Consider the following 20,816-nt stretch of genomic DNA (forward strand, 5'->3'; position numbering starts at 1 on the left):
CTCGAGGGCGGGGGCGGGGCGCGCTCGGCGGATCAGCCGGCGAGCAGAGCGTCCATCTGACCGACGGCGAGCCGCAGGCCTTCTTCCATACCCATGCCGGCCAGTTGCTCCATCTGTTCCCGGGACGCGAACGCGGAAAGAATCCGCATCCGGGTGCCGCCCTCGTGCTCGACGAGCTGCATCCGCACCGTGGTGGTCGGCATCTCGCGGTTCGGCGTCCCGTCCTCGTCGGCGAACCCGTCGGTGAATTCCAGGGACTCGGGCGGCGCGACCGCGGTGACGTTCCACCAGCCGCGGTACTTGTCCCCCTCGGGACCGGTCATGAAGTAGGTGACGGTGCCACCCGGGACCAGATCGTGTTGTTCCACAGTCGCCGGGTGGGTCGGCGGTCCCCACCACCGCTCCAGCTGCCGGGGGTCGGCCCACAACTGCCACACCCGTTCGAGCGGTGCGCGGAAGTCGGCGATCAAGGTCAGGGTCAGGCTGTCGAAGTCCTTCTCGACGCTGGTCACGCTCATCGTTGTCGTCCTTTCCTCGGGTCGTTCCGGGCCGGATCCGGTTCCTCGGTGAGCAGGGCCGACATCCGATCCACTCGTTCCCGCCAGGCGCCCTCGAGCTGGTCGAGCACCCGCCGGGCCGTGTCGATCGCGTCCGGGTCGGTGTGCACGAGTTGCTCCCGTCCGCGTCGTTCCTTCCTGACGAGGCCGGCCCGTTCGAGTACCGCCACGTGCTTCTGCACCGCGGCAAAGCTCATGGGATAGGCCTCGGCCAGCCGCGAGACCGACGCCGCGGTCCGCGCGCAGCGATGCAGGATGTCCCGCCGGGTGGCGTCCGCCAGGGCGTGGAACAGCTCGTCCACCGCGTCTTCACGAATCCGATCTACAACCATTTGGTTGTAGATTAGCCGCACAACCCCCGCCTGTAAAGGAGTCGGCGTCGACGACGGAAACGGACAACCCCGCCGGCGCGACGAGCCTTTTACAAATTACGATCTTTTGTCTATCGCTGAGACCAAATGTCCTGTACTGTCCACATCACAGTGAGCTGGCTCATACCGGCTCCTCGAACTGGACGCTTCACGGGACAGGGAGGTCGAACGGTGACGACGTCGGACATCGGGCGGTACGCGCAGGCGCCGGTGGAACAGTGGCGCGATCGCAAGCGGTATCTGTGGCTCATGGGGTTGATCCCGCCCACGGCGATCTTCCTCGCGACCGCACTGGTCTGGGGATTCAACCAACTCGGCTGGACCGCGGTCTCGCCGATGTGGTGGTGGATCGGCCCCCTGCTGGTGTACGTGCTGCTGCCGATCCTCGACCGGTTCTTCGGCCCCGACGGGCAGAACCCGCCGGACGAGGTGATGGAGATGCTCGAGAACGACAAGTACTACCGGTACTGCACCTACGCCTACATCCCGTTCCAGCTGGCCAGTCTCGTCTTCGCCTGCTACCTGTGGTCGACCGGGAACCTGTCCTGGCTGGGGATCGACGGCGGCCTGGGGCTGATCTCGAAGATCGGCCTGGCGTTCAGCGTCGGCGTGATGGGTGGTGTCGGGATCAACACCGCCCACGAGCTCGGCCACAAGAAGGACGACCTCGAACGGTGGCTGTCGAAGATCACCCTGGCCCAGACCTTTTACGGCCACTTCTACATCGAGCACAACCGCGGCCACCACGTGCGGGTGTCGACCCCGGAGGACCCGGCTTCGGCCCGCTTCGGCGAATCGTTCTGGACGTTCCTGCCGCGCAGCGTGTGGGGCAGCCTGAAGTCCTCGTGGGAACTCGAGAAGACCCGCCTGCAGCGCCTCGGCAACAGCCCGTGGACCCTGCGTAACGACGTTCTCAACGCGTGGGCGATGTCGGTGGTCCTGTTCGGTGTGCTCGTCGCGGTGTTCGGCCCGGTGATCATCCCGTTCCTGATCCTGCAGGCCGTCTACGGCTTCTCCCTGCTCGAGACGGTGAACTACCTCGAGCACTACGGGCTGCTGCGGCAGAAGACCGCCACCGGCCGGTACGAGCGCTGCACCCCCGCGCACAGCTGGAACTCCGACCACATCGTCACCAACATCTTTCTGTACCACCTGCAGCGGCACAGCGATCACCACGCGAACCCGACCCGCCGCTACCAGACCCTGCGGAGCATGGACGGCGCCCCCAACCTGCCCAGCGGCTACGCGAGCATGATCGGGCTCGCCTACATCCCGCCGCTGTGGCGCAAGGTGATGGACCACCGCGTCGTCGAGCACTACGACGGCGACATCACCCGCGCCAACATCCAGCCGAGCAAGCGCGGCAAGGTCCTCGCCGAGTACGGGGCGCAGTGATGGCCGCCTACGAGTGCCCGGTGTGCAACTACGTCTACGACGAGACCGCAGGCGCGCCCCGCGAGGGTTTCCCCGCCGGCACACCCTGGGACGCGATTCCCGACGACTGGTGCTGCCCCGACTGCGGGGTCCGCGAGAAGATCGACTTCGAAGGACGCTGACATGACCACGAACTACAAGCTCTTCCGTTGCCTGCAGTGCGGATTCGAATACGACGAGGCCGAGGGCTGGCCGGAGGACGGCATCGCCCCCGGCACCCGATGGGACGAGATCCCCGACGACTGGTCCTGCCCGGACTGCGGCGCCGCCAAGTCCGATTTCGAGATGGTCGAGGTCAGCCGGACATGACCGAGACGATCGTCGTCGTCGGCACCGGGGTGGCCGGCGCGACCGCCGCACAGACCCTGCGCAAGGAGGGCTTCGCCGGACGTGTCGTGCTGATCGGCGAGGAGGCCGCGCTGCCCTACCGGCGGCCGGTGCTGTCGAAGGACCTGCTCGCCGGCCGCATCACCGCGGAGCGGGCACAGCTCGAACCGGCCGGCTACTGGGCCGACCACGACATCGACCTGCGCACCGAGACCCGCGTCGTCGAACTCGACCCACGGCGTCGCCGGCTCCGGCTGTGGGACAACGAGATTCTCGACTACGACGCGGTGATCCTGGCGACGGGCGCCCGCGCCCGCCACCTGGACCACGACGGCGGGGACAGGGTGCTGAGCCTGCGCACGGCCGGGAACGTCGCCCCGCTGCGGGCCGCGATCGAGGCGCACCGTTCGCTCCTCGTCGTCGGCGCCGGCCTGATCGGCTGCGAAGTCGCCTCCACCGCAAGGGAACTGGGAGCAGAGGTCACCGTGCTCGAGAGCGCGCCGTCGCCGCTCGGCCGCATCGTGCCGCCCGCCGTCGCCGAGATGTACGTCGGCCTGCACGCCGAACGCGACGTGCCCGTCCACACCGGCGTCGCGCTGCGCTCCCTCACCGGCGACGACGACGGGGTGCATGCCACCGCCGAGGACGGGCGCGCCTGGACGGCCGGCGCCGCCCTCGTCGCGGTGGGCTCGGTGCCGGACACCGCGCTCGCCCGCGCGGCCGGGCTGACCGTCGGCGACGGCATCGTCGTCGACGAGGCCTACCGCACCTCCGCCGCCGGGGTCTACTCCGCGGGCGACGTGATCGAGCAGCCCAACCCGGTGCTCGGCGGCCGGCACCGCACGGAGAACTGGAACAGCGCCCGGGCCCAGGGCATCGCCGCCGCGAAGTCCGTCCTCGGGCAGCCGCTCGGCGCCGCGGAGGTGCCGTGGGGCTGGTCCAACCAGTACGGGCACAACCTGCAGTTCGCCGGCTGGTCCCGCCACGACGACGACTACGTGGTGCGCGGGTCGATCGAGGGCCGGGACTTCACGGCCCTCGCGCTGCGCGGCGACCGGCTGGTGGGGGCGATCGCCCTCGGCCGCCCGAAGGACATCCGCATCGTGCGGCAGCTCGTTGCCGCCGGCGCGGCGGTCGATCGCGGTGCGCTCGCGGACGAGTCCGTCGCACTGGGCGACGTCGCGGGTCGGCGCGCGGCGGCCACGCCGGCATCGCTGTAGCGGGCCGCTCAGCCTTGATGGTCGGTGCGCTTCTTGCCGGCCAGACCGCGCCAGGCCAGGTTCTCGAGCAGATCGGCGGCCTTCTCCACGTCGATCTCGCCGCCGGCGATGCGGTCGGCGACGGCCTCACCGGCGCCGACGAGCGCAACGGCCATGATGGCGAAGTCGGTTCCCGGCTCCGGGTCGCGCGTGCTCGACTCGAGCAGGTGCGCGGTGAGCTCGATGAGCCGGTCCCGGCTGCTGCGCACCTGCCCGGCGAACGCCTGCTGGGACATCGCCTGGCGGTAGAGCACCATCCACGAGTTGCGGTGGGCGTCGACGAACCCGAGGAACGACTCGAGCGCCACCCGCAGCTGATCGCGCGGCGTGAGCCCGGGATCACCGGCGGGCGTCAGGGCCTCGACGAACCGCTGCCCCTCCCGGCTGATGCACGCGGCGAACAGTTCGTCCTTCGAGCCGTAGTACAGGTAGAGCATCGGCTTGGAGATCTGAGCCCGGGCCGCGATGGCGTCCATCGAGGTATTGTGAAACCCGTTCTCGGAGAAAACCTCCACGGCGGCGTCCAGCATCTGCTGTTCCCGCACCGCGCGAGGCAGTCGCTTGGTACCGCCGGCCATGTCTCCTCCAAGTCCCGATGCTCCCAGCTCCTTACTCTAGAGTAAGGAGCTGGTTTCCGACGCCGATTCAGCAGTCCAGCGCGCCCTTGGCGCGCGCGACGGTGCGCACCGCGTCGTCCACCCGCGCGGCCGGCAGCGCTCCCGTCGCCACGGCCTGTTCGAGATGGTCGAGCACCCGCGGGACGTCGTCGGTGGTCAGCCACAACGCCTGGTCCACCCCGGCGGCGAGCGCCGCCTGCACCGCTTCGGTGATGTCGTACGTGTCGGTGATGGCCCGCATGCCCGACAGGTCGTCGGTGAAGACCACCCCGTCGAACGGCGGGGCGCCGTAACCCGTTCCGGACCGCAGCAACTGCACCGCCTGCGGGCTGATGCTCGCCGGCAGTCCCTCGGTCAGCCCCGGCACGTCGAGGTGCCCGAGCATCACCGCGACCCCGGAATCCACGAGCTCCCGGTACGGCACCAGGTCCACCTGCTGCAGCTGATCGAGCGGCGGCGCCGTGACCGCACCGGTGTGCGAGTCGCCCGACGCCGAACCGTGGCCCGGGAAGTGCTTGAGCACCGGCAGGATTCCCGCGTCGCGCAGGCCCTGCGCATAGGCGCCGGCATACTGCACCACCACCTGCGGATCGTCGGAGAAGGAGCGGTCGCCGATCACCGAGTCGTCCGGCTGACTGCTCACGTCCACGTCCGGCGCGAAGTCGACGGTGACGCCCAGCTCGCGGAGCTCGCGGCCCCGCTCGAGCGCCATCCGGTACGTCTCCTCGACGGTCATCGTCTGCGCCGTCACCCGCGCCGACGGATCGGGGCCGAACAGCGCCCCCACGCGCGAGACCCGGCCGCCCTCCTCGTCGATGGTGACCATCAGCGGCAACCGGCTCGCCGCCACCACCTGCGGGATCTCCCGGTTGGCCAGCATCGACACGTCGGTCCAGCTGCCGACGAAGATCCCGCCGATCTGTTCGGACCGCACCGCCTCGAGGGCGTCGGCGGTGCCGGTGACACCGACGTTGAGCAGCTGGGCGAGCCGCTGCCGCACCGTCAGCGACGCGAGCAGCTCGTCGCCGCAGGACGGTGCGGGTGACGCGGTCGCCATCGGGGCGGGCGACGGCGACTGTGCGACGGTCGACGTGGCCTGCGACGTCGCGGCGGCCGTGGGCTCCGGGGTCCGGGGCGCGTCCTGTCCCCCGCACCCGGCGACGGCGAGGACAGCCGCGACCGCGACGGTGAGGGTGTGACGGATCCGCATGGCCACCGACGGTAGCCGACCACCGCCGCGCCTGCCCCGACGACCCGCGGCGACGGGTAAAGTGCCCCCCAAGGACCGCCACGACAGCAGGGGACGCGTGATGCCCGCAGATCTCATCCTCATCGCCTACGACGGCTCCGAGAACGCCAAGCGGGCCGTGCGGTACGCGGGGCGATTCCTCGCCTCGTGCCGCGCCGTCGTCGTCACGGCCTGGGAACCGATGGTCCGTCAGGCCGCACGCATGTCCGGGCTGTCGGGGGTGATGCAGCCGGAGTGGGTACCCGACGAGGAAACCGAGGACGTGGCCCTCACCGACGCGAAGGTGATCAACGCGGAGGGACTCGAACTCGCCCGCTCCGCCGGCCTCGCCGCGGAGGGCCGCACCCTCGAGGTGGTCAGTGCCGTGTGGACCGCGATCGTCGAGGCCGCCGACGAGCTGAACGTCGACATCATCGTCACCGGCACCCGCGGCACCACGGGCCTGCGCTCGCTGCTGCAGTCGTCGGTGGCCGACCACGTGCTGCGCCACAGCCATCGGCCCGTGCTGATCGTCCCCCCGGGGCGCTAACCGCGGCGCGTACCGGGCGCGGGCAGGGGATATCGTCGACCCACCATGGACGGTTTCCTGCTCTCCCGCGCCGATCGCACCGTGCACACCACCGGGACGCGCCGCCGGTTCACCGACGTCGCCGAGGCCTCTTTCGCGTTGCGCCGCGGCGAGGCCGACCTGATCGTGGGCGCGCTGCCCTTCGATCCCGAGCGCCCCGCCGCGCTGACCCAGCCGGAGACCGCCGACGTGACCGACGCGGCGTGGCAGCCACCGGACGCCCTGCCCGCCCTGCCGGCGGTGCGGATCGCCGCGCAGACCCCGGCGCCGCAGCAGCACGTCGCGCGGGTCGCGGCGCTGCGCGACCGGCTCGGCCGCGGCGAACTCGACAAGGTCGTCGCCGCGCGCTCGGTCACGCTCGTCTCCGAGACGCCCGTCGACCCGCTCGCCCTCGCGGCCCGGATGGCCGAGCGCCACCCCACCGCCCACGTCTACGCGGCGGACCTGAGCGCCGCCGGCGAGCGGTACCGCGGCCACACCCTGGTCGGCGCGACGCCCGAACTGCTGGTCAGCCGCCGCGGCGACGCCGTCACGTGCCGTCCGCTCGCGGGCACCGCCGCCCGCTGCGCCGACCCCGGTGCCGACCGTGAGGCGGGCCGGCAGCTGCTCGCCTCGGCGAAGAACCTCGCCGAGCACGCGTTCGTCATCGACTGGATCCGCTCCCGCCTGACCCCGCTGTGCAGCGAGCTGGAGATCCCGGGCACGCCCGTGCTGACCGCCACGAGCGACGTGTGGCACCTGGCCACCCCGATCACCGCCACCCTGCGCGACCCCCGCACGGACGCCCTGACGCTGGCAGCGGCACTGCACCCGACCCCGGCCGTGGCCGGCACGCCCACCGAGGCCGCACTCGCGGCGATCCGCAGCACGGAGGGCGACCGTCGCTTCTACGGCGGCGCCGTGGGGTGGTGCGACGGGGACGGCGACGGGGACTGGCTGGTGGCGATCCGCTGCGCCGAGCTCAGCGCCGACGGCAGGCGGGCCCTCGCGTGGGGCGGCGGGGGCATCGTTGCGGCGTCCGATCCGCAGGCCGAACTCGACGAGACCACCGCGAAGCTGCGCACGCTGCTCGGCGTGCTCGGCCTCTAGGCCGCCGCGAGTGGAGCAGGCCACAGTCGCACCCGTGCGGGTGATACCTTGACGCGGAGCGCAACGACGCCGGACCGGTTCCGGCACCGTCGCGCACGACGAATGTCGGCTGCACACGGAAGCCGACGACGGACGATGGGGAGATGGGTATGGCGAAGTTCCTGGGCCCGGGCCTGGTCAGCGCGGCGATCGGCGCCGCCCTCGGCGCCGTGGCGGTGTTCGGGGTCACGGCGGCGGTTCAGGAGAACACCCGCCCGGAGGTCGACCGCAGCGGCAACGCCGATTCCTCCCTGCTGAACCAGGTTGAGTACGGCAGCCGCTGACGGCGCCATCCACGCGACGAGTTCACGCACTTCCCACGGCGCGGTGCCCCACCCCGGTGGGGCACCGTCCGCCGACCCCCTCTCCAGGCGGTGGTTGTACGGGGCCGCCGTGGTGTCGCTGCTGTTGGCGTTCGCGCAGGCCCCCGGCCTGATCGTCGCCGACACCAAGTACGACCTGACCCAGAACCCCCTCGGGTTCCTCACCCGCGCCGCCCACCAGTGGAGCAGCCTCGCCCCGCTCGGCCAGGTCCAGAACCAGGCGTACGGCTATTTCTTCCCGCACGGCTCCTTCTTCGCCGTCGGCCAGCTCCTGCACGTCCCCCCGTGGATCACCCAACGGGTGTGGTGGGCGCTGCTGCTGCTCGCCGGGTTCTGGGGCGTGGTGCGGCTCGCCGAGGCGCTCGGCGTCGGCAACCGTGGTTCCCGGCTGATCGCCGCGGCGGCGTTCGCACTCTCCCCCCGCGTGCTGACCACCCTGGGATCCATCTCGTCGGAGACGCTGCCGATGATGCTGGCGCCGTGGGTGCTGCTGCCGCTCGTGCGCTACCTCGACGGCGACCGGGCGCTCCCGCACCGGCGGGGGGCACCGCAGCTCGCCGCGCAGTCCGCCGTCGCGGTGGCCCTCATGGGCGCGATCAACGCCGTCGCCACCGTCGCCGCGTGCCTCGTCGCCGGGCTGTGGTGGATCGCGCACCGCCCGAACCGGCGGTGGTGGCGGTTCACGCTGTGGTGGATCCCGAGCTGCGTCGTCGCGGTGCTGTGGTGGATCGTGCCGCTGCTGCTGCTCGGCCGGGTCAGTCCCCCGTTCCTGGACTACATCGAATCGTCCGGGGTGACGACGCAGTGGACGTCGCTGGCGGAGGTGCTGCGCGGCACCGGCAGCTGGACCCCGTTCGTCTCCCCCGAGCGCATCGCCGGCGCGGTGCTCGTCACCCAGCCCGCGGCGGTCCTCGTCACCGGCCTGCTCGCCGCCGCGGGCCTCGCGGGGCTGGCGATGCGGTCGATGCCCGCCCGGGGGCGGTGGGCGCTGATCCTGTTCGCCGGCATCGCCGGGCTGGCCGCCGGGTACGTCGGTGAACTCGGCTCGCCGATCGCCGAGCAGGTGCGGTTCTTCCTGGATTCGGCCGGCGCCCCGCTGCGCAACGTGCACAAGCTCGAGCCGCTGGTGCGGTTGCCGCTCGTGCTCGGGCTCGCGCACCTGCTGCGCCGGGTGCCGCTGCCCGGCGCGGTACCGTGGCGGCAGGCCCGGACCGCGTTCGCCCACCCCGAACGCCAGCCCATGGTCGCGTTCACCACCCTGATCCTCGTGGCGCTGACCCTCGCGACGTCGCTCGCGTGGACCGGCCGGCTCGCCCCGCGCGGTGCCTACGACGCGGTGCCCGGATACTGGCACGAGACCGCCGCGTGGCTCGACGAGCACACCTCGGCCCGCGGGGAACGCGCGCTGATCGTGCCGGGCGCCCCGTTCGGCAGCCAGATCTGGGGCCTGACCCGCGACGAGCCGATCCAGCCGCTCGCGTCGACGCCGTGGGCCTCCCGCGACGCCGTGCCGCTCGTGCCGCCCGGCGCGATCCGGGCCCTGGACGCGGTGCAGCGGCACCTGGCCGACGGCCGGCCCACCCCCGGCCTGGCGGCGACGCTGCGCGGCCAGGGCATCGGCTACGTGGTGATCCGCAACGACCTCGACCCGGAGACGTCGCCGTCGGCGCGGCCGGTGCTCGTGCACCGGGCGATCGAGGGCTCCCCCGGGCTCGTGCGGGTCGCCGAGTTCGGCAACGAGATCACCCGGAACTTCGAGGAGGGCTTCACCGCCGACTCCGACCTGCGACCGGCCTACCGGGCGATCGAGATCTACCGCGTGGACGTGCCCGGCGCGCCGGTCGGCCCGTACGCCGTGGACGCGGCGACCGTTCCCCGCGTCCAGGGCGGTCCCGAGGCTCTGCTGCGGCTCGACGACGCCGAGCCGGGGAACACCGGCCCCGCGCTGCTCGCGGCCGACGCGAGCCGGGCCGGCCTGCCCGTCGGCGACGTCGTCGTCACCGACACCCCCACCGACCGGGAGACCGACTACGGCCAGGTCGACCACCACAGCTCGGCGATCCGCGCCGCCGGCGACCCGCGGCGCACCTACAACCTCGTGCCGGACTACCCGGTGCCGGACACCGACCTCGTGCGCGCCGAGTGGGAGGGCGCGCGGATCAGCGTGTCCAGCTCCGCGTCGGACGCCACCCAGCTCGGCGGCACCTCCGTCGGCAGCGGGCCGGCGGCCACCGTCGACGGCGACCCGACCACCGGCTGGCACAGCAACGGCCTCGAGTCCGCGGTCGGGCAATGGCTGCAACTCGACCTCGACCGGCCCATCGAGGCCGGGCTGCTCCGGCTGAGCACCAGCCCCGGCGCGATCGGCACGCCGGTGAAATGGCTCGAGGTGACCACCGACCGCGGCAGCACCGCCGTGCGCATCGAGAAGCCCGGCCGGGAACAGACGGTGGCGCTGCCGCTCGGACGGACGACCTGGATCCGGATCACCTCCACCCGCACCGAGGACGGATCCGTGGGCAACCAGTTCGGGCTGACCGAGGTGGCGGTGGACGACTTCACCGACCGGGACAACCCGCGGCCCGTCGACATCCGGCAGCGGATCGTGCTGCCGGACGTCGCCGCCGGGGCCGCCGTGCGGGGCTGGAACCTCGGTCAGGAACTGCCCGGCCGCGGCAGCTGCGTCGACACCCCCGACCGGGTGCGGTGCGCGCGGGGCCTGGCCGTCGCACCCGAGGAGCCGAACGTCTTCACCCGCACCCTGTCGGTGCCCGACGCGACGTCGGTGGCGCCGCAGCCGTGGGTGCGGGGACGGCCCGGGCCGGCGCTCGCCGAGGTCGCCGCGCTGCCGGACCGGGTGGTCGCCCGCGGCGCCGCCGACGTCGTGGACCTGCAGGGCTCCGCGTTCGCCGCCACCGACGGTGATCCGCGGACGACGTGGACGGCGTCGGAGGAGGCGGTGCGGCCCGGGGCACCGCGACCGACCCTCACCCTCGACCTGCCGTCCCCGCAGCTGGTCACCGGCCTCGAGGTGGCGCCGAGCCTGGGACCGCTGCCGGCGCGGCCGACCCGCGTCGCCGTCGACCTCGGCAACGGCCCGCAGGTGCGCGATATCGAATCATCAACAGCGACAATCGATCTCGAACCATACGTCACGGACCGGGTGGTGCTCAGCCTGGTCGGCTGGGACGACGTGCTGGACCAGACCGTGCTCGGCTTTGCCAAGGTCGGCCCGCCGGGACTGGCGGAGGTGGCCGTGCTCGGCCCGGACGGGCCGATCGGCCCGCAGGACCCGGTGTACGAGCGGCAGGTCACCGTCGGGTGCGACGCCGGGCCCGTGCTGACCGTCGACGGCCGCACCTACCGGACGTCGGTCACCGCGACCGTCGCGGACCTCGCCGCGGGGGTCGAGGTGCCCGCCACCCTGTGCGGCGAGACCGTCGCGCCGCTGCCCGCCGGGCACGTCGACGTCGAGCTGGACCCCGGCCAGGCGTTCACCGTCGGGACGCTGCGGCTGCCGGTGCCCGGCGCCGTGAGCCCGCCGTCGCCCGAACCCACCGAGCTCGCCGTCGGCACCTGGACGGAGAACCTGCGCGAGCTCGAGGTGCCTGCGGCCGAGCGGGAGCGGATCGTCGTCGTGCCGGAGAGTACCAACGTCGGCTGGGTCGCCACGGCCGCGGACGGCACCGAACTGACGCCCGTGGTGGTCGACGGCTGGCAGCAGGGCTGGGTCGTGCCCGCCGGGGCCGGTGGCACCGTGACGCTCGAGTTCGCCACCGACCGCTGGTACCGCCTCGGCATCTTCGGCGGTCTGCTCCTGCTGCTGCCGCTGTTCGCGCTCGCGGCCTGGCCGCGCCGGCGCCCCGTCGCCGACCCGGGGCCGCCGCCACGGGTGTGGGGCAGCACCACCGTCGGCTTCGCCGGCGTGCTGGCCGTCGCGACCCTCGCGGCCGGTGCGGTGGGCGCGGCGACGACGATCGTCGCGGCGGCGGCGATCGTGGCAGTGGGCGCACGCTGGGGCCGCGACGTGGCCGCCCGCACGCTCGTCGTCGTGACCGGGGCCGCCACCATGACGGCGATGGCGTTGCTGTCCACCGGGCCGTGGCGAGCGCCGGGCGGCTACGTCGGGCACTCGTTCGCGATCCAGTTCGCCGCGCTGTGCGGGCTCGTCGCGCTGGGGCTCGCGGCGCTGCCGGTCTCGCTCAGGGCGCGGCGGAGTCTGCGACGCGTTCTGCGGTGGTCGCGACGCGGCGCTGGCGGCGCCTGACCTCCCGGCGCACCGGCTCCTCGACGAGCGCGTAGCTGACCGACGCGACGGCGATGCTCAGCACCAGCGTGACCGCGAGCACGAACCAGAAGTCGCCCTGGAACGGGATGAGCCCGAAGACCGGGAAGACGATGGACAGCACCGCCAGGTGCCAGATGAAGATGCCGTACGACCATCGGCCCACGGTCAGCGCCGGCCCGCTCGCCAGGATGCGGTGCTCGGCGCGCGGCGCGAGGACGAGCGGCGCCAGCAACGCGAAACTCATGAGCGCACCGAGGAGGATCTTGCCGTTGTACTGCCACGGCTCGAGCGTCACGAGCCCCTCCGGCCCCCCGAGGGACGTGGTGGACAACGCGAATGCGGCCACGGCGATCCCCGCCATGAGCACCCGGTGGGAGGCGAGCCGGTGCACCCAGGTCCGTTCGCCCGACACGAGTTCGGCGAGCAGCATGCCGGCGCCGAACCACGGCAGATAACCCGGCAGCCAGTTGTCGTGGTTGATGTGGCCCGGGGTGGGGACCGGCAGCCACGCCCACACCAGCGACAGCGCGCTCACGGCGAGCAGCAGCGGGACGCGGAACCGGGCCCGGTCGCCGCGCAGCCCGGCGAGCGCCGCGGCGAACAGCGGCAGCAACAGATAGAAGGCCACCTCCACGGACAGGCTCCACATCTGGGTCAGTCCCTCGGTGAGGCTCAGCGGCACGAACACCTGCACCAGGGTCAGGTTCGCCAGCCACAGCCGCCAGCCGCTGCCCGCCCCGGGCAGCAGGAGCAGCACGACGCACACCACCACCCAGTACGCGGGCAGGATGCGGGTGGCCCGCGACAGCAGGTAACGCCCGGCGGGCGGCGCGGCCCCGAGACCACGCGCGGCCGCCGCGTGCGGCCGCCACAACAGGAAGCCCGACAGCGCGAAGAACAGGGCGACGGCCAGGTCGAACCGGCCCCAGATGCGGCCGAGCACCGGATCGTCCACCGCCCCGGTCTGGAACGCCACGTGCGTGATCAGGACACCGACGGCGGCGAATCCGCGCATGCCCTCGAGCGCCGGCAGGAATCCGGAGATCGCGGAAGCCGGGGCGACGGGCGGGGTGGTGCTGGTCATCGAGGACAGTCTGCCCGGTGGGGTCGTGGCGGGGAAGCCGGGATCTCGAGTCCGCGCGGTGGCGCGCGCCGGGCGGCTGCCCTGTTAGTGTCTGGGCTCACGTGGTATTCGCGAGCCGGATGCCAGGCGATCCGTGCAGACCGGCTGCCGGTGGGGGTACTCGATGGAACCGTTGAGTGAGGAGACACAGCATGGCTGAGCGTTCGGGCTCGGGCCGGAAACTGGCATTGGCGTTGGTGGGCCTGGGCGCCTTCCTTATTGTCGCGGCGATACTGATCCCGACCTATACCGTCGGCAAGCTCGCCAAGACGCCGCTGGATCTCGAGGTGACCACGGTCGCCGAGGGCACCGGCGACATCCTCAACGCGCGGGCACTGCTGTCGGGGCGGGCGCAGGTCGACACCGACGTGCCGATCGTGGCGCAGCGGTTCGTCACCGTGGAGGAGCCGTCGGACGCCGACATCATGACCCTGCAGGCCGGCCAGACGGTCCGTCGCCTGGACATGCAGGGTGACACGGGCCTGGTCTCCGCCACCGTCGACCGGGTCACCGTGGACCGGGTCAGCGGCATGCCCGTCACCCAGGAGGAGAACCCGGACGCCGTCAGCACCATCCAGACCTCGGCGACGGCGCCGCCGGCGGAGATCCCGAACCGCGACGGCCTGCAGTACCGCTTCCCGTTCGGCACCGAGCAGAAGTCGTACCCGTACTTCGATCTGAACGCGCGCGAGACGTTCCCGATCGACTACATCGACGAGACCGAGATCAACGGCGTCAAGGTCTACCACTTCCGGCACGAGGTCGGGCCCATCGACCTGTCCACGGTCGATCCGTCGGTGCCGACCTACAAGCTGAGCCTGCCCGCCTCCACGTGGGGCGTCGAGGGCGGCGAGACGCCGGTGACCATGACCCGGTGGTACACCAACGTTCGTGACCTGTGGGTCGAGCCGGAGACCGGCGTCGTCATCAAGGGCCAGGAGCAGCAGTACCAGTACTACGCCCGCGAGGCGAACCGTCCCGAGGTGACGGTGCTGCAGGTGAGCCTGCCGTTCAACGAGGACACCATCGAGTTCCAGGTGGACCAGGCCAAGAACGGCATCGACACCCTCAGCCTCTTCGGTCGCACCGTGCCGATCATCCTCGGCATCCTCGGTCTGATCTCCCTGATCGCCGGCATCGTGCTCGGCCTGCGCGGCGGCAGCGGCCGCACCGGCCGTCCCGTCGCCGCGACGGGCGGCCCGACCGCCCCGACCGCCCCGGCCGGCCCGGCCCATGCCGCGCCGGGACAGCGCGACTGGACCAGCGACCGCACCGAGGAGATCCCCCGCACGGACGCTCCCCCGCAGCAGCGGGACTGGACCACCGACCAGACGCAGGAGATCCCGCGCACCGACCTGCGCAAGGAACCGCCGCAGCAGTAGTCACGAGCGCCGATGCCTCTCCCCGATCCGCTCGGGGAGGGGCATCGGCGTTTTCGCGGGCGCGCTCGTTCCGCCCGCGGCAACCGAATGTCACACGGGGTCAGTCGGATCGAACAGCTGTCACATTCGGCCCCGCGGGGTGGGCCGCGCGGACCGCCAGCACGGAGACCACCGTGGCGGTGACGGCCGCGACGGCTACGGCGACGAGCACGAACTGCCGGGTGGTGGACGCGACGGTGAGCATGAGGGTGGCCTCCACCGCGAGGCCGGCCCACGCGACGGCGGCGAGATGGGTGCGCTCGCCCGCGATCGCGGACAGCAGTGCCCCCTGCAGCACCGCCAGGCACGCGCCCTGCAGCGCGAACAGCCACAGCAGCGACTGCACCGGGGCGTACGCGTCGCCGACGAGCAGCGGCACCAGCGGCGCACACACGGCCGCCCCGACGACGAGGACCGCGCCGATCCCGACGAGGACGGCCAGGGCGGACCGGACGGCGGCCGCGGACTGGGCGGGGTTGGCCATCCGCGGGTACAGCACCACCCCGACGGCCTGCGGCAGCCAGAACGCGACCTTCGTCGCGACGGCGCCGAGCGCGTACAACCCGGCATCCTCCGGGTCGAGCACGGCGCGGGCGAGCAGCAGGTCCAGCGAGGTCAGGGCGATCAGCGCCAGCTGCACCTGGGAGGCGCGCAGCACCGCGGGCACGCCGACCGCCGGGGCGGCACCCGACTCCGGTCCCGCCGGGGAGCGCGACACGAGCGCGGCGGCCCCGGCCGCGACGAACCCGGTGCCGACCGCCCCGGCGAACAGCGCCGCGCCGGGCCCGCCGCCGGCGGCGAGCACCGCGACGGCGGGCACGACCTTCGCCACGCCGGCCGCGGCGAGGACGACACTGAGCGCGCCGAACCGTCCCCGCCCCTGCAGCAGGCCCTGCTCGGCGGCGAGCAGCACCAGCAGCGGCGCGGTGACGAGCGAGCCGAGGGCACCGGCGACGCTGGTGTCGAGGGCCCACGCGACGAGCGGCACGACGGCCAGCGCGACGAACCCGGCGAGGCCGGCGCAGCGGTACCCGAGACGGCGCAGGGACGCGGTGCCGGCACCGAGCACGGTCTCCCGGGCGACGACCGTCTGCAGCGCGAGCGCCGGCACGGCCAGCACCAACTGGGCGGCCAGCAGGCCGGCGAACTCGCCGTACCCCGCGGGGCCGAGCCACTGGGCGGCCGGCAGGTGCAGCAGGTAGGAGGCCAGGTTGGCGGTCATGGCCCCGGCGGTCACCATCGTCATCCCGGCGACGGTGGTTCCGGTGGCCGAGCGCGGCGTCTCAGGTCGCGGCATCGGACCATGGTTGCACGCCGCCGGGTGCGGGCGGCGAGGCACCGGATCCGGACCGGGGTGCCGGGGCGGGCTGGGTATTGTGCGGCCATGCCCAGGCCGGTGTCGCTGCGTCCCGCTGTCCCGGCCCTCTACAGCCTGGCCCTGGCGGTCGTGGTGCTCGGGCCGCTGCTCGTCTCCCCCGGTTACCTGCTGTTGCGCGACGCGGTGAGCACCCCGCGGTCCTTCCTGACGGATTCGGCGCTGGGTCTGACCGACGCCGCGGCGCGGGCGGTGCCGCAGGACGCGTTGCTGGCGACGGCGAGTGCGGTGGTGGACGGCGGTGTGGTGGTGACGGCGCTGCTCACCGGCGCCCTGTGGGCGGCCGGTTGGGGCGGCGCCCGCCTGGTGGCGGTGCTGTTGCCGGCGGCCGGTCTGCCGGCGCGGCTGGTGGCGGCGACGGTGTTCGTGTGGAACCCGTACGTGGCGGAGCGGCTGCTGCAGGGGCACTGGAGCCTGCTGGTGGGCTACGCGGCGCTGCCGTGGACGGTGGTGGCGTCGGTGGCGGTGCGACGGGGCGCCCGCTCCGGGTGGGCGTCGCTGGCGGTGTGCCTGGGCGCGGCGGGGCTGACGCCGACGGGCGCGCTGCTGGCGTCGGTGACAGCGCTGGCCGTGCTGGCCGCCCCGGGCGGGCGGTCCCCACTGCTTCCCCGTCTCGCGGGCGCGGTGGCGCTGGCGACTGCGGTGGCGGCGCCGTGGCTGGTGGCGACGGCCCTCTCCGGCGGCGCGGGCGACGGGTCGGATCCGGCGGGGGTGCGGGCGTTCGCGGCGCGGGCCGAGCCCGCGCTGGGCACGCTCGGCAGCGTGGCGGGGCTCGGGGGCATCTGGAACGCCGACGCGGTGCCCGGTTCGCGGGCGACGGTGTGGGCGCTGGTCGGCACGGCGGCGCTGCTGCTGGTGGTGGCGTGCGGGGTGCCGGCGCTGTGGCGGCGCCGGCGCAACCCGGTGCTGGGGGTGCTGACGGCGCTGGCGGCGGTCGCGGTGCTCGGTCCGGCCCTCGCGGCGACGGGGACGGGGTTGCGGGCCGGAGCGTGGGCGATGGTGCACGTGCCGGGCGCGGGTCTGCTGCGCGACACCCAGAAGTGGGTGGCGTGGGCGGTGCCGCTGTACGCGCTGGCTGCCGCGGCAGGTGTCGGCACGGTGCGCGGGCGGTTCGGCGGCCGGGCAGGCGCCTGGGCCACGGCGGCCGCGCTGACCGTGCTGCTGGCCCTTCCGGATCTGGCGTGGGGCGTGGGCGGGCGGGTGCGGCCGGTGCAGTATCCGGACGCGTGGCAGCGGGTCGCGGCGGCGGTGCCGGCGGGCGCCGGCGACGTGGCGGTGCTGCCGGCCGGAATGTTCCGGCGATTCGAGTTCAGCGGCGCCGCACCGGTTCTCGATCCGGCACCTCGGATGCTGCGCGCGGACGTGCTGCAGTCCGGGGAGCTGATCGTCGCCGGCGGCACCGTCGCCGGCGAGGGTCGGGGCGCCGCGGAGGTGGAGCGCCTGCTGCTGGCCGGGGCGGCGCCGGCCGACCTCGCTGCCCACGGCGTGGGCTGGGTGCTCGTCGAGCACGGCACGCCCGGGGACCTCGGCGACTCGGCCCGCGCGCTCGAGCAGCTCGAGCCGGTGTTCTCCGATGCCGCGCTGTCGCTGTACCGGGTGCCGGGGGTCGACGGGACGCGGTCGGACGACCGGACGGCGGCGATCGCCGCGCACGCACTGTGGGTGGCGGTGTCAGCAGGCGGGCTCGTGGGCCTGCTGGTCCTGCGACGGCCCGCCCGGCGCCGCGAGCACCACGGCGGCCTCCGCCGGGCGCGGGAACAGTCCTGAGACGCGGCGGCCCGCGGCCGTCGCGGCGAGCACCTCGTGCACCCCGTCGCCGGTCGCGGACCAGGAGAACTCTGCGGCCCGCACCCGGGCCTTGCCGCCGAGGGTGCGGCGACGATCCGCGTCGGCGAGCAGGTCGGCGACGGCGTCGGTGAGCTCGTCCGCGGAGTCGACGAGCACGCCGGTGACGCCGTCGATAATCGAGTCGGTCAGTCCCCGCGAGCTGCGGTAGCCGACGGTGGGCACGCCGTGCTGCGCGGCCTCGACGACGGCCAGCCCCCAGCCCTCCTTGCGCGACGGCATCACGTGCACCCAGGACCGGGAGAGCAGTTCGTGCTTGCGGTCCTCGGCGACGTGGCCGTGGAAGGTGACGGCATCGGTGATGCCGAGGTCCGCGGCGGCCGCGCGCAGGTTCCTCTCCCACCAGCCGCCGCCGATGACGTCGAGGTGCAGGCCGGGGACGCGGTCGCGCAGCGCGGCGACGGCGGCGAGGGCGTCCTCGATCTGCTTGTGCGGCACGAGCCGCGACAGCACGCACACGGTGGGGTGCGCGGTGCGGGTGTGTTCGTCGCCGGGCTCGACCCCGGCGGGGACGGCGTCGGCGCCGTTGCGGACGACGGCGATGCGGTCACGGTCGACGCCGAGGGCCATCAGTTCGTCGGCGGACGGCAACGACACGGTCAGGTACTGGTCGTCGCGGTGCAGGCGCGGCGACAGGGCGGACTCGATCCACCAGCCGAGCCTGGCCATGACGCGGCCGGCGACGGGCCACTGCTCACGGTGGCAGTGGTGCACGAGCACGGTCACGGGCGCGCCGGCGACGAGGCGGGCGAAGAACGGGATGCCGTTCTGGGTGTCGATCACCGCGTCGGGCCGGAGGTGGCGCAGCGGACCGAAGCCGAGACGGCCGGCGGCGATCGCGGCGAGGGCGCGGGGGTAGACGGTGAGCCGGCCGCCGCCGCGGCTGACGGTGATGCCGTCGATCTCGTCGCGGCCGGGGGCGCCGGGGTAGGCGGCGGTGCGGAGGGTGACGCGGATGCCGCGCGCGGCGAGCTGGGCGCCGACCTGTTCGAGGTAGCGTTCGCTGCCCCCACCCTGGGGATGCCCGGTGTCGCGCCAGCACAGCAACAGAACCTCGCGCACGTGGCGACCCCCTGTGGTTCGTCGTCGACGGTTGTATCCCGGAACACACTAACGGGTGCGGGGCCGCCCGCGGTGGAGGGTTACCGGCGGGTAGTGCGGTGCGGTGGCCGCTATGGTTGCTCCTCGTGGTTGTTCCGACCCTGCCCGTCCCCCCGGTGGCTCGAACCTTCGCCCGGCGCGCGACCCTGCGCCGGTCCGTCGGGCTGCTCGGCGACTTCCGGCACGAGCAGTCCGCCCCCGAGTTGTTCTACGGGGCGCTCGCGCGCGACACCGTGGAACTGATCGGTGATCTGTACGCGGGCCTGACCGGCCGGGACCTGACCGGCACGACCGTCGTCGACGTGGGCGGCGGGCCGGGGTACTTCGCGGAGGTGTTCGGCGCGTCGGGCGCCCGCTACGTGCCGGTCGAGCCGGATCCGTCGGAGATGCACGCGGCCGGTCTCGCGGTGGGCGGGTCGATCCGTGGCTCGGGCCTCGCGCTGCCGCTGCGCACGGGATCGGTGGACGTGTGCTTCTCCTCGAACGTCGCCGAGCACGTGGCGCAGCCGTGGGTGATGGCCGACGAGATGCTGCGGGTGACGCGGCCGGGCGGGCTGACGGTGCTGTCGTACACCCTGTGGTGGGGCCCGTTCGGCGGGCACGAGACCGGCCCGTGGCACGCGTTCGGCGGCGAGTACGCGGCGCGGCGCTACGCCCGCCGGCACGGGCGGGAGCCGAAGAACCGGTACGGGGTCTCGTTGTTCGAGGTGGGTTGCGGCGACGGGCTGCGGTGGGCGCGTTCGACGCCGCACGGCGAGCTGCTGGCCGCGTTCCCCCGGTACCACCCACGCTGGGCGTGGTGGCTGGTGCGGGTCCCCGCGGTGCGGGAGTTCCTGGTCAGCAATCTGGTGCTCGTGCTGCGCAGGCGCTGATGGTCGCGCTCGCCCTCGACGTCGGCGGCACCAAGATGGCGGCCGCCCGCGTCCGCGCCGACGGCACGCTCGACGCACCGCGGACGGTGCCGACGCCCGCGGCCGGCGTGTGGGCGGCATGCGCGGAGCTGTTGCGGCGGGTCGCCGCGGGAGCCGAGGTGACGGCCGTGGGGATCGCGAGCGCCGGGCCGGTCGACGTCGGCGCCGGTGCGGTGGCGCCGATCAACATCGGCGAGTGGGCGGGCGGTTTCGGCCTGGTCGACGCCGTGCGCGGCCTGTTCCCGCGGTCGCGGGTGCGGCTCGCGGTCGACGGGGCCGCGGCCGCGCTGGCCGAGCACCGGCTCGGGGCGGGCCGGGGTGCGACGGACCTCGTCGGCGTCGTGGTCTCGACCGGCATCGGCGGCGGTCTGGTGCTGGGCGGCCGGATCGCCGGGGGCCGGACGGGCAATGCGGGCCACATCGGGCACATGGTGTCGAGCGTGGGCGCCGACTCGTGCGCGTGCGGGGGTGTCGGGTGCGTCGAGACCGTGGCGAGCGGGCCGGCCGCGGTGCGGTGGGCGCGGGAGCACGGCTGGTCCGGTGCCGACGGGGCGGCGCTGGCCCGCGCCGCGGGCGCGGGAGATCCGGTCGCGGTCGCGGCCCTGGGGCGTGCGGGGGCGGCGCTCGGGGAGGTGTTCGCGTCGGCCGCGGCGCTGGTGGACGTGGACCTCGTGGTGGTCGGCGGCGGGTTCGCGCAGGCCGGGGAGCCGATGTGGCGGCCGATGCGCGAGGCCGCGGCCCGGCACGCGCGGCTGCCGTTCCTGACCGGGCTAGAGATCGTGCCGGCGCGGCTCGCCGCCGTGGGGACCCTGACCGGCGCCGGGATCCTGGCCCTCGGGGACTGAGCTTCGGCGCGAATCGCCCGCACCGCGGCCCCCGTCGCGTCACAATACGAAGACAGTGTCCTCGGGACGGGAGC

The 20,816-nt window shown here is 73.7% G+C and carries 19 protein-coding genes; 12 read left to right on the plus strand and 7 right to left on the minus strand.

All coding sequences use genetic code 11. The features are described 5' to 3' along the window. Positions 1-32: 32 nt before the first annotated feature. Both ISO16_RS12480 and ISO16_RS12485 read right to left on the minus strand, forming a co-directional pair. Positions 33-518, minus strand: a complete 486-nt coding sequence (locus ISO16_RS12480) for an SRPBCC family protein (RefSeq protein WP_072636264.1) — start codon at positions 516-518, stop codon at positions 33-35. Continuing rightward, positions 515-889 (minus strand): ArsR/SmtB family transcription factor, encoded by a 375-nt coding sequence (locus tag ISO16_RS12485; protein WP_029546042.1) that lies wholly within the window; start codon positions 887-889, stop codon positions 515-517. The genes ISO16_RS12480 and ISO16_RS12485 overlap by 4 nt, the downstream gene beginning before the upstream one ends. A gap of 210 nt (positions 890-1,099) precedes the next feature. On the opposite strand from ISO16_RS12485, the gene ISO16_RS12490 reads away from it, so the two are divergent. Genes ISO16_RS12490 through ISO16_RS12505 form a run of 4 tightly spaced genes read left to right on the plus strand, consistent with a single transcriptional unit; the run spans position 1,100 to position 3,909 of the window. Beyond that, positions 1,100-2,323 (plus strand): alkane 1-monooxygenase, encoded by a 1,224-nt coding sequence (locus tag ISO16_RS12490; protein ID WP_072636265.1) that lies wholly within the window; start codon positions 1,100-1,102, stop codon positions 2,321-2,323. Beyond that, entirely contained in the window at positions 2,323-2,484 is a 162-nt protein-coding gene (locus ISO16_RS12495; protein WP_003939211.1) for a rubredoxin, read from the plus strand. The genes ISO16_RS12490 and ISO16_RS12495 overlap by 1 nt, the downstream gene beginning before the upstream one ends. 1 nt (position 2,485) lies before the next feature. After that, positions 2,486-2,671: a rubredoxin gene (locus tag ISO16_RS12500; RefSeq protein WP_006940282.1), complete on the plus strand. Its 186-nt coding sequence runs from the start codon at positions 2,486-2,488 to the stop codon at positions 2,669-2,671. Beyond that, positions 2,668-3,909: an NAD(P)/FAD-dependent oxidoreductase gene (locus tag ISO16_RS12505; protein WP_072636266.1), complete on the plus strand. Its 1,242-nt coding sequence runs from the start codon at positions 2,668-2,670 to the stop codon at positions 3,907-3,909. Before ISO16_RS12500 ends, ISO16_RS12505 begins: the two co-directional genes overlap by 4 nt. Before the next feature lie 8 nt (positions 3,910-3,917). Here ISO16_RS12505 and ISO16_RS12510 read toward each other — a convergent pair whose 3' ends face one another. Beyond that, complete coding sequence (locus ISO16_RS12510; protein ID WP_006940279.1) at positions 3,918-4,526, minus strand: TetR/AcrR family transcriptional regulator; 609 nt, start codon at positions 4,524-4,526, stop codon at positions 3,918-3,920. A gap of 67 nt (positions 4,527-4,593) precedes the next feature. Next, entirely contained in the window at positions 4,594-5,775 is a 1,182-nt protein-coding gene (locus ISO16_RS12515; RefSeq protein ID WP_072636267.1) for a glycoside hydrolase family 3 N-terminal domain-containing protein, read from the minus strand. A gap of 100 nt (positions 5,776-5,875) precedes the next feature. Here ISO16_RS12515 and ISO16_RS12520 point away from each other — a divergent pair, with 100 nt between their 5' ends. The 4 genes from ISO16_RS12520 to ISO16_RS12535 all read left to right on the plus strand — a co-directional run bounded on the left by ISO16_RS12520 (position 5,876) and on the right by ISO16_RS12535 (position 12,100). Continuing rightward, a complete protein-coding gene (locus ISO16_RS12520; RefSeq protein ID WP_006940275.1) occupies positions 5,876-6,343 on the plus strand; it encodes a universal stress protein in 468 nt (155 codons plus the stop codon). Between the two features lie 45 nt (positions 6,344-6,388). Continuing rightward, the gene (locus ISO16_RS12525) at positions 6,389-7,471 is read left to right on the plus strand and encodes an isochorismate synthase (RefSeq protein WP_006940273.1); all 1,083 of its coding nucleotides are present in this window, start codon (positions 6,389-6,391) and stop codon (positions 7,469-7,471) included. A gap of 149 nt (positions 7,472-7,620) precedes the next feature. Further along, positions 7,621-7,794, plus strand: a complete 174-nt coding sequence (locus tag ISO16_RS12530; protein ID WP_072636268.1) for a DUF2613 domain-containing protein — start codon at positions 7,621-7,623, stop codon at positions 7,792-7,794. A gap of 43 nt (positions 7,795-7,837) precedes the next feature. Then, positions 7,838-12,100 carry an alpha-(1->3)-arabinofuranosyltransferase domain-containing protein gene (locus ISO16_RS12535; protein WP_442800819.1) on the plus strand — a complete coding sequence of 1,421 codons (4,263 nt, stop codon included), beginning with the start codon at positions 7,838-7,840 and terminating at the stop codon, positions 12,098-12,100. Here ISO16_RS12535 and ISO16_RS12540 read toward each other — a convergent pair. After that, a complete protein-coding gene (locus tag ISO16_RS12540; RefSeq protein WP_029546051.1) occupies positions 12,036-13,205 on the minus strand; it encodes an acyltransferase family protein in 1,170 nt (389 codons plus the stop codon). The genes ISO16_RS12535 and ISO16_RS12540 overlap by 65 nt on opposite strands. A 191-nt stretch (positions 13,206-13,396) precedes the next feature. On the opposite strand from ISO16_RS12540, the gene ISO16_RS12545 reads away from it, so the two are divergent. Next, positions 13,397-14,626, plus strand: a complete 1,230-nt coding sequence (locus ISO16_RS12545; protein ID WP_072636270.1) for a DUF3068 domain-containing protein — start codon at positions 13,397-13,399, stop codon at positions 14,624-14,626. Positions 14,627-14,726: 100 nt separating this feature from the next. Here ISO16_RS12545 and ISO16_RS12550 read toward each other — a convergent pair whose 3' ends face one another. Continuing rightward, positions 14,727-15,962, minus strand: a complete 1,236-nt coding sequence (locus tag ISO16_RS12550) for a polysaccharide biosynthesis protein (RefSeq protein WP_072636271.1) — start codon at positions 15,960-15,962, stop codon at positions 14,727-14,729. Between the two features lie 87 nt (positions 15,963-16,049). Between ISO16_RS12550 and ISO16_RS12555 the strand changes: the two genes are divergently transcribed. Then, positions 16,050-17,807, plus strand: a complete 1,758-nt coding sequence (locus tag ISO16_RS12555; protein WP_037201166.1) for a membrane protein — start codon at positions 16,050-16,052, stop codon at positions 17,805-17,807. Here the strand turns inward: ISO16_RS12555 and ISO16_RS12560 are convergent. Further along, positions 17,712-18,947 (minus strand): glycosyltransferase family 4 protein, encoded by a 1,236-nt coding sequence (locus ISO16_RS12560; protein WP_029546059.1) that lies wholly within the window; start codon positions 18,945-18,947, stop codon positions 17,712-17,714. The genes ISO16_RS12555 and ISO16_RS12560 overlap by 96 nt on opposite strands. Before the next feature lie 155 nt (positions 18,948-19,102). On the opposite strand from ISO16_RS12560, the gene ISO16_RS12565 reads away from it, so the two are divergent. Beyond that, entirely contained in the window at positions 19,103-19,858 is a 756-nt protein-coding gene (locus tag ISO16_RS12565; RefSeq protein WP_029546061.1) for a class I SAM-dependent methyltransferase, read from the plus strand. Continuing rightward, a complete protein-coding gene (locus tag ISO16_RS12570; RefSeq protein ID WP_072636272.1) occupies positions 19,858-20,742 on the plus strand; it encodes an ROK family protein in 885 nt (294 codons plus the stop codon). The genes ISO16_RS12565 and ISO16_RS12570 overlap by 1 nt, the downstream gene beginning before the upstream one ends. Positions 20,743-20,816 lie beyond the last annotated feature (74 nt).

The organism is Rhodococcus sp. M8 (assembly GCF_015654185.1).
GTDB lineage: Bacteria > Actinomycetota > Actinomycetes > Mycobacteriales > Mycobacteriaceae > Rhodococcus > Rhodococcus aetherivorans.

Bases quoted from the DNA above. Each gene is read 5' to 3' on its own strand.
- ISO16_RS12485 (WP_029546042.1), bottom strand. From the start codon at position 889: ATGGTTGTAGATCGGATTCGTGAAGACGCGGTGGACGAGCTGTTCCAC.
- ISO16_RS12495 (WP_003939211.1), top strand. From the start codon at position 2,323: ATGGCCGCCTACGAGTGCCCGGTGTGCAACTACGTCTACGACGAGACC.
- ISO16_RS12555 (WP_037201166.1), top strand. From the start codon at position 16,050: ATGCCCAGGCCGGTGTCGCTGCGTCCCGCTGTCCCGGCCCTCTACAGC.
- ISO16_RS12515 (WP_072636267.1), bottom strand. From the start codon at position 5,775: ATGCGGATCCGTCACACCCTCACCGTCGCGGTCGCGGCTGTCCTCGCC.
- ISO16_RS12505 (WP_072636266.1), top strand. From the start codon at position 2,668: ATGACCGAGACGATCGTCGTCGTCGGCACCGGGGTGGCCGGCGCGACC.
- ISO16_RS12500 (WP_006940282.1), top strand. From the start codon at position 2,486: ATGACCACGAACTACAAGCTCTTCCGTTGCCTGCAGTGCGGATTCGAA.
- ISO16_RS12480 (WP_072636264.1), bottom strand. From the start codon at position 518: ATGAGCGTGACCAGCGTCGAGAAGGACTTCGACAGCCTGACCCTGACC.
- ISO16_RS12540 (WP_029546051.1), bottom strand. From the start codon at position 13,205: ATGACCAGCACCACCCCGCCCGTCGCCCCGGCTTCCGCGATCTCCGGA.
- ISO16_RS12525 (WP_006940273.1), top strand. From the start codon at position 6,389: ATGGACGGTTTCCTGCTCTCCCGCGCCGATCGCACCGTGCACACCACC.
- ISO16_RS12545 (WP_072636270.1), top strand. From the start codon at position 13,397: ATGGCTGAGCGTTCGGGCTCGGGCCGGAAACTGGCATTGGCGTTGGTG.
- ISO16_RS12530 (WP_072636268.1), top strand. From the start codon at position 7,621: ATGGCGAAGTTCCTGGGCCCGGGCCTGGTCAGCGCGGCGATCGGCGCC.
- ISO16_RS12510 (WP_006940279.1), bottom strand. From the start codon at position 4,526: ATGGCCGGCGGTACCAAGCGACTGCCTCGCGCGGTGCGGGAACAGCAG.
- ISO16_RS12520 (WP_006940275.1), top strand. From the start codon at position 5,876: ATGCCCGCAGATCTCATCCTCATCGCCTACGACGGCTCCGAGAACGCC.
- ISO16_RS12570 (WP_072636272.1), top strand. From the start codon at position 19,858: ATGGTCGCGCTCGCCCTCGACGTCGGCGGCACCAAGATGGCGGCCGCC.
- ISO16_RS12550 (WP_072636271.1), bottom strand. From the start codon at position 15,962: ATGCCGCGACCTGAGACGCCGCGCTCGGCCACCGGAACCACCGTCGCC.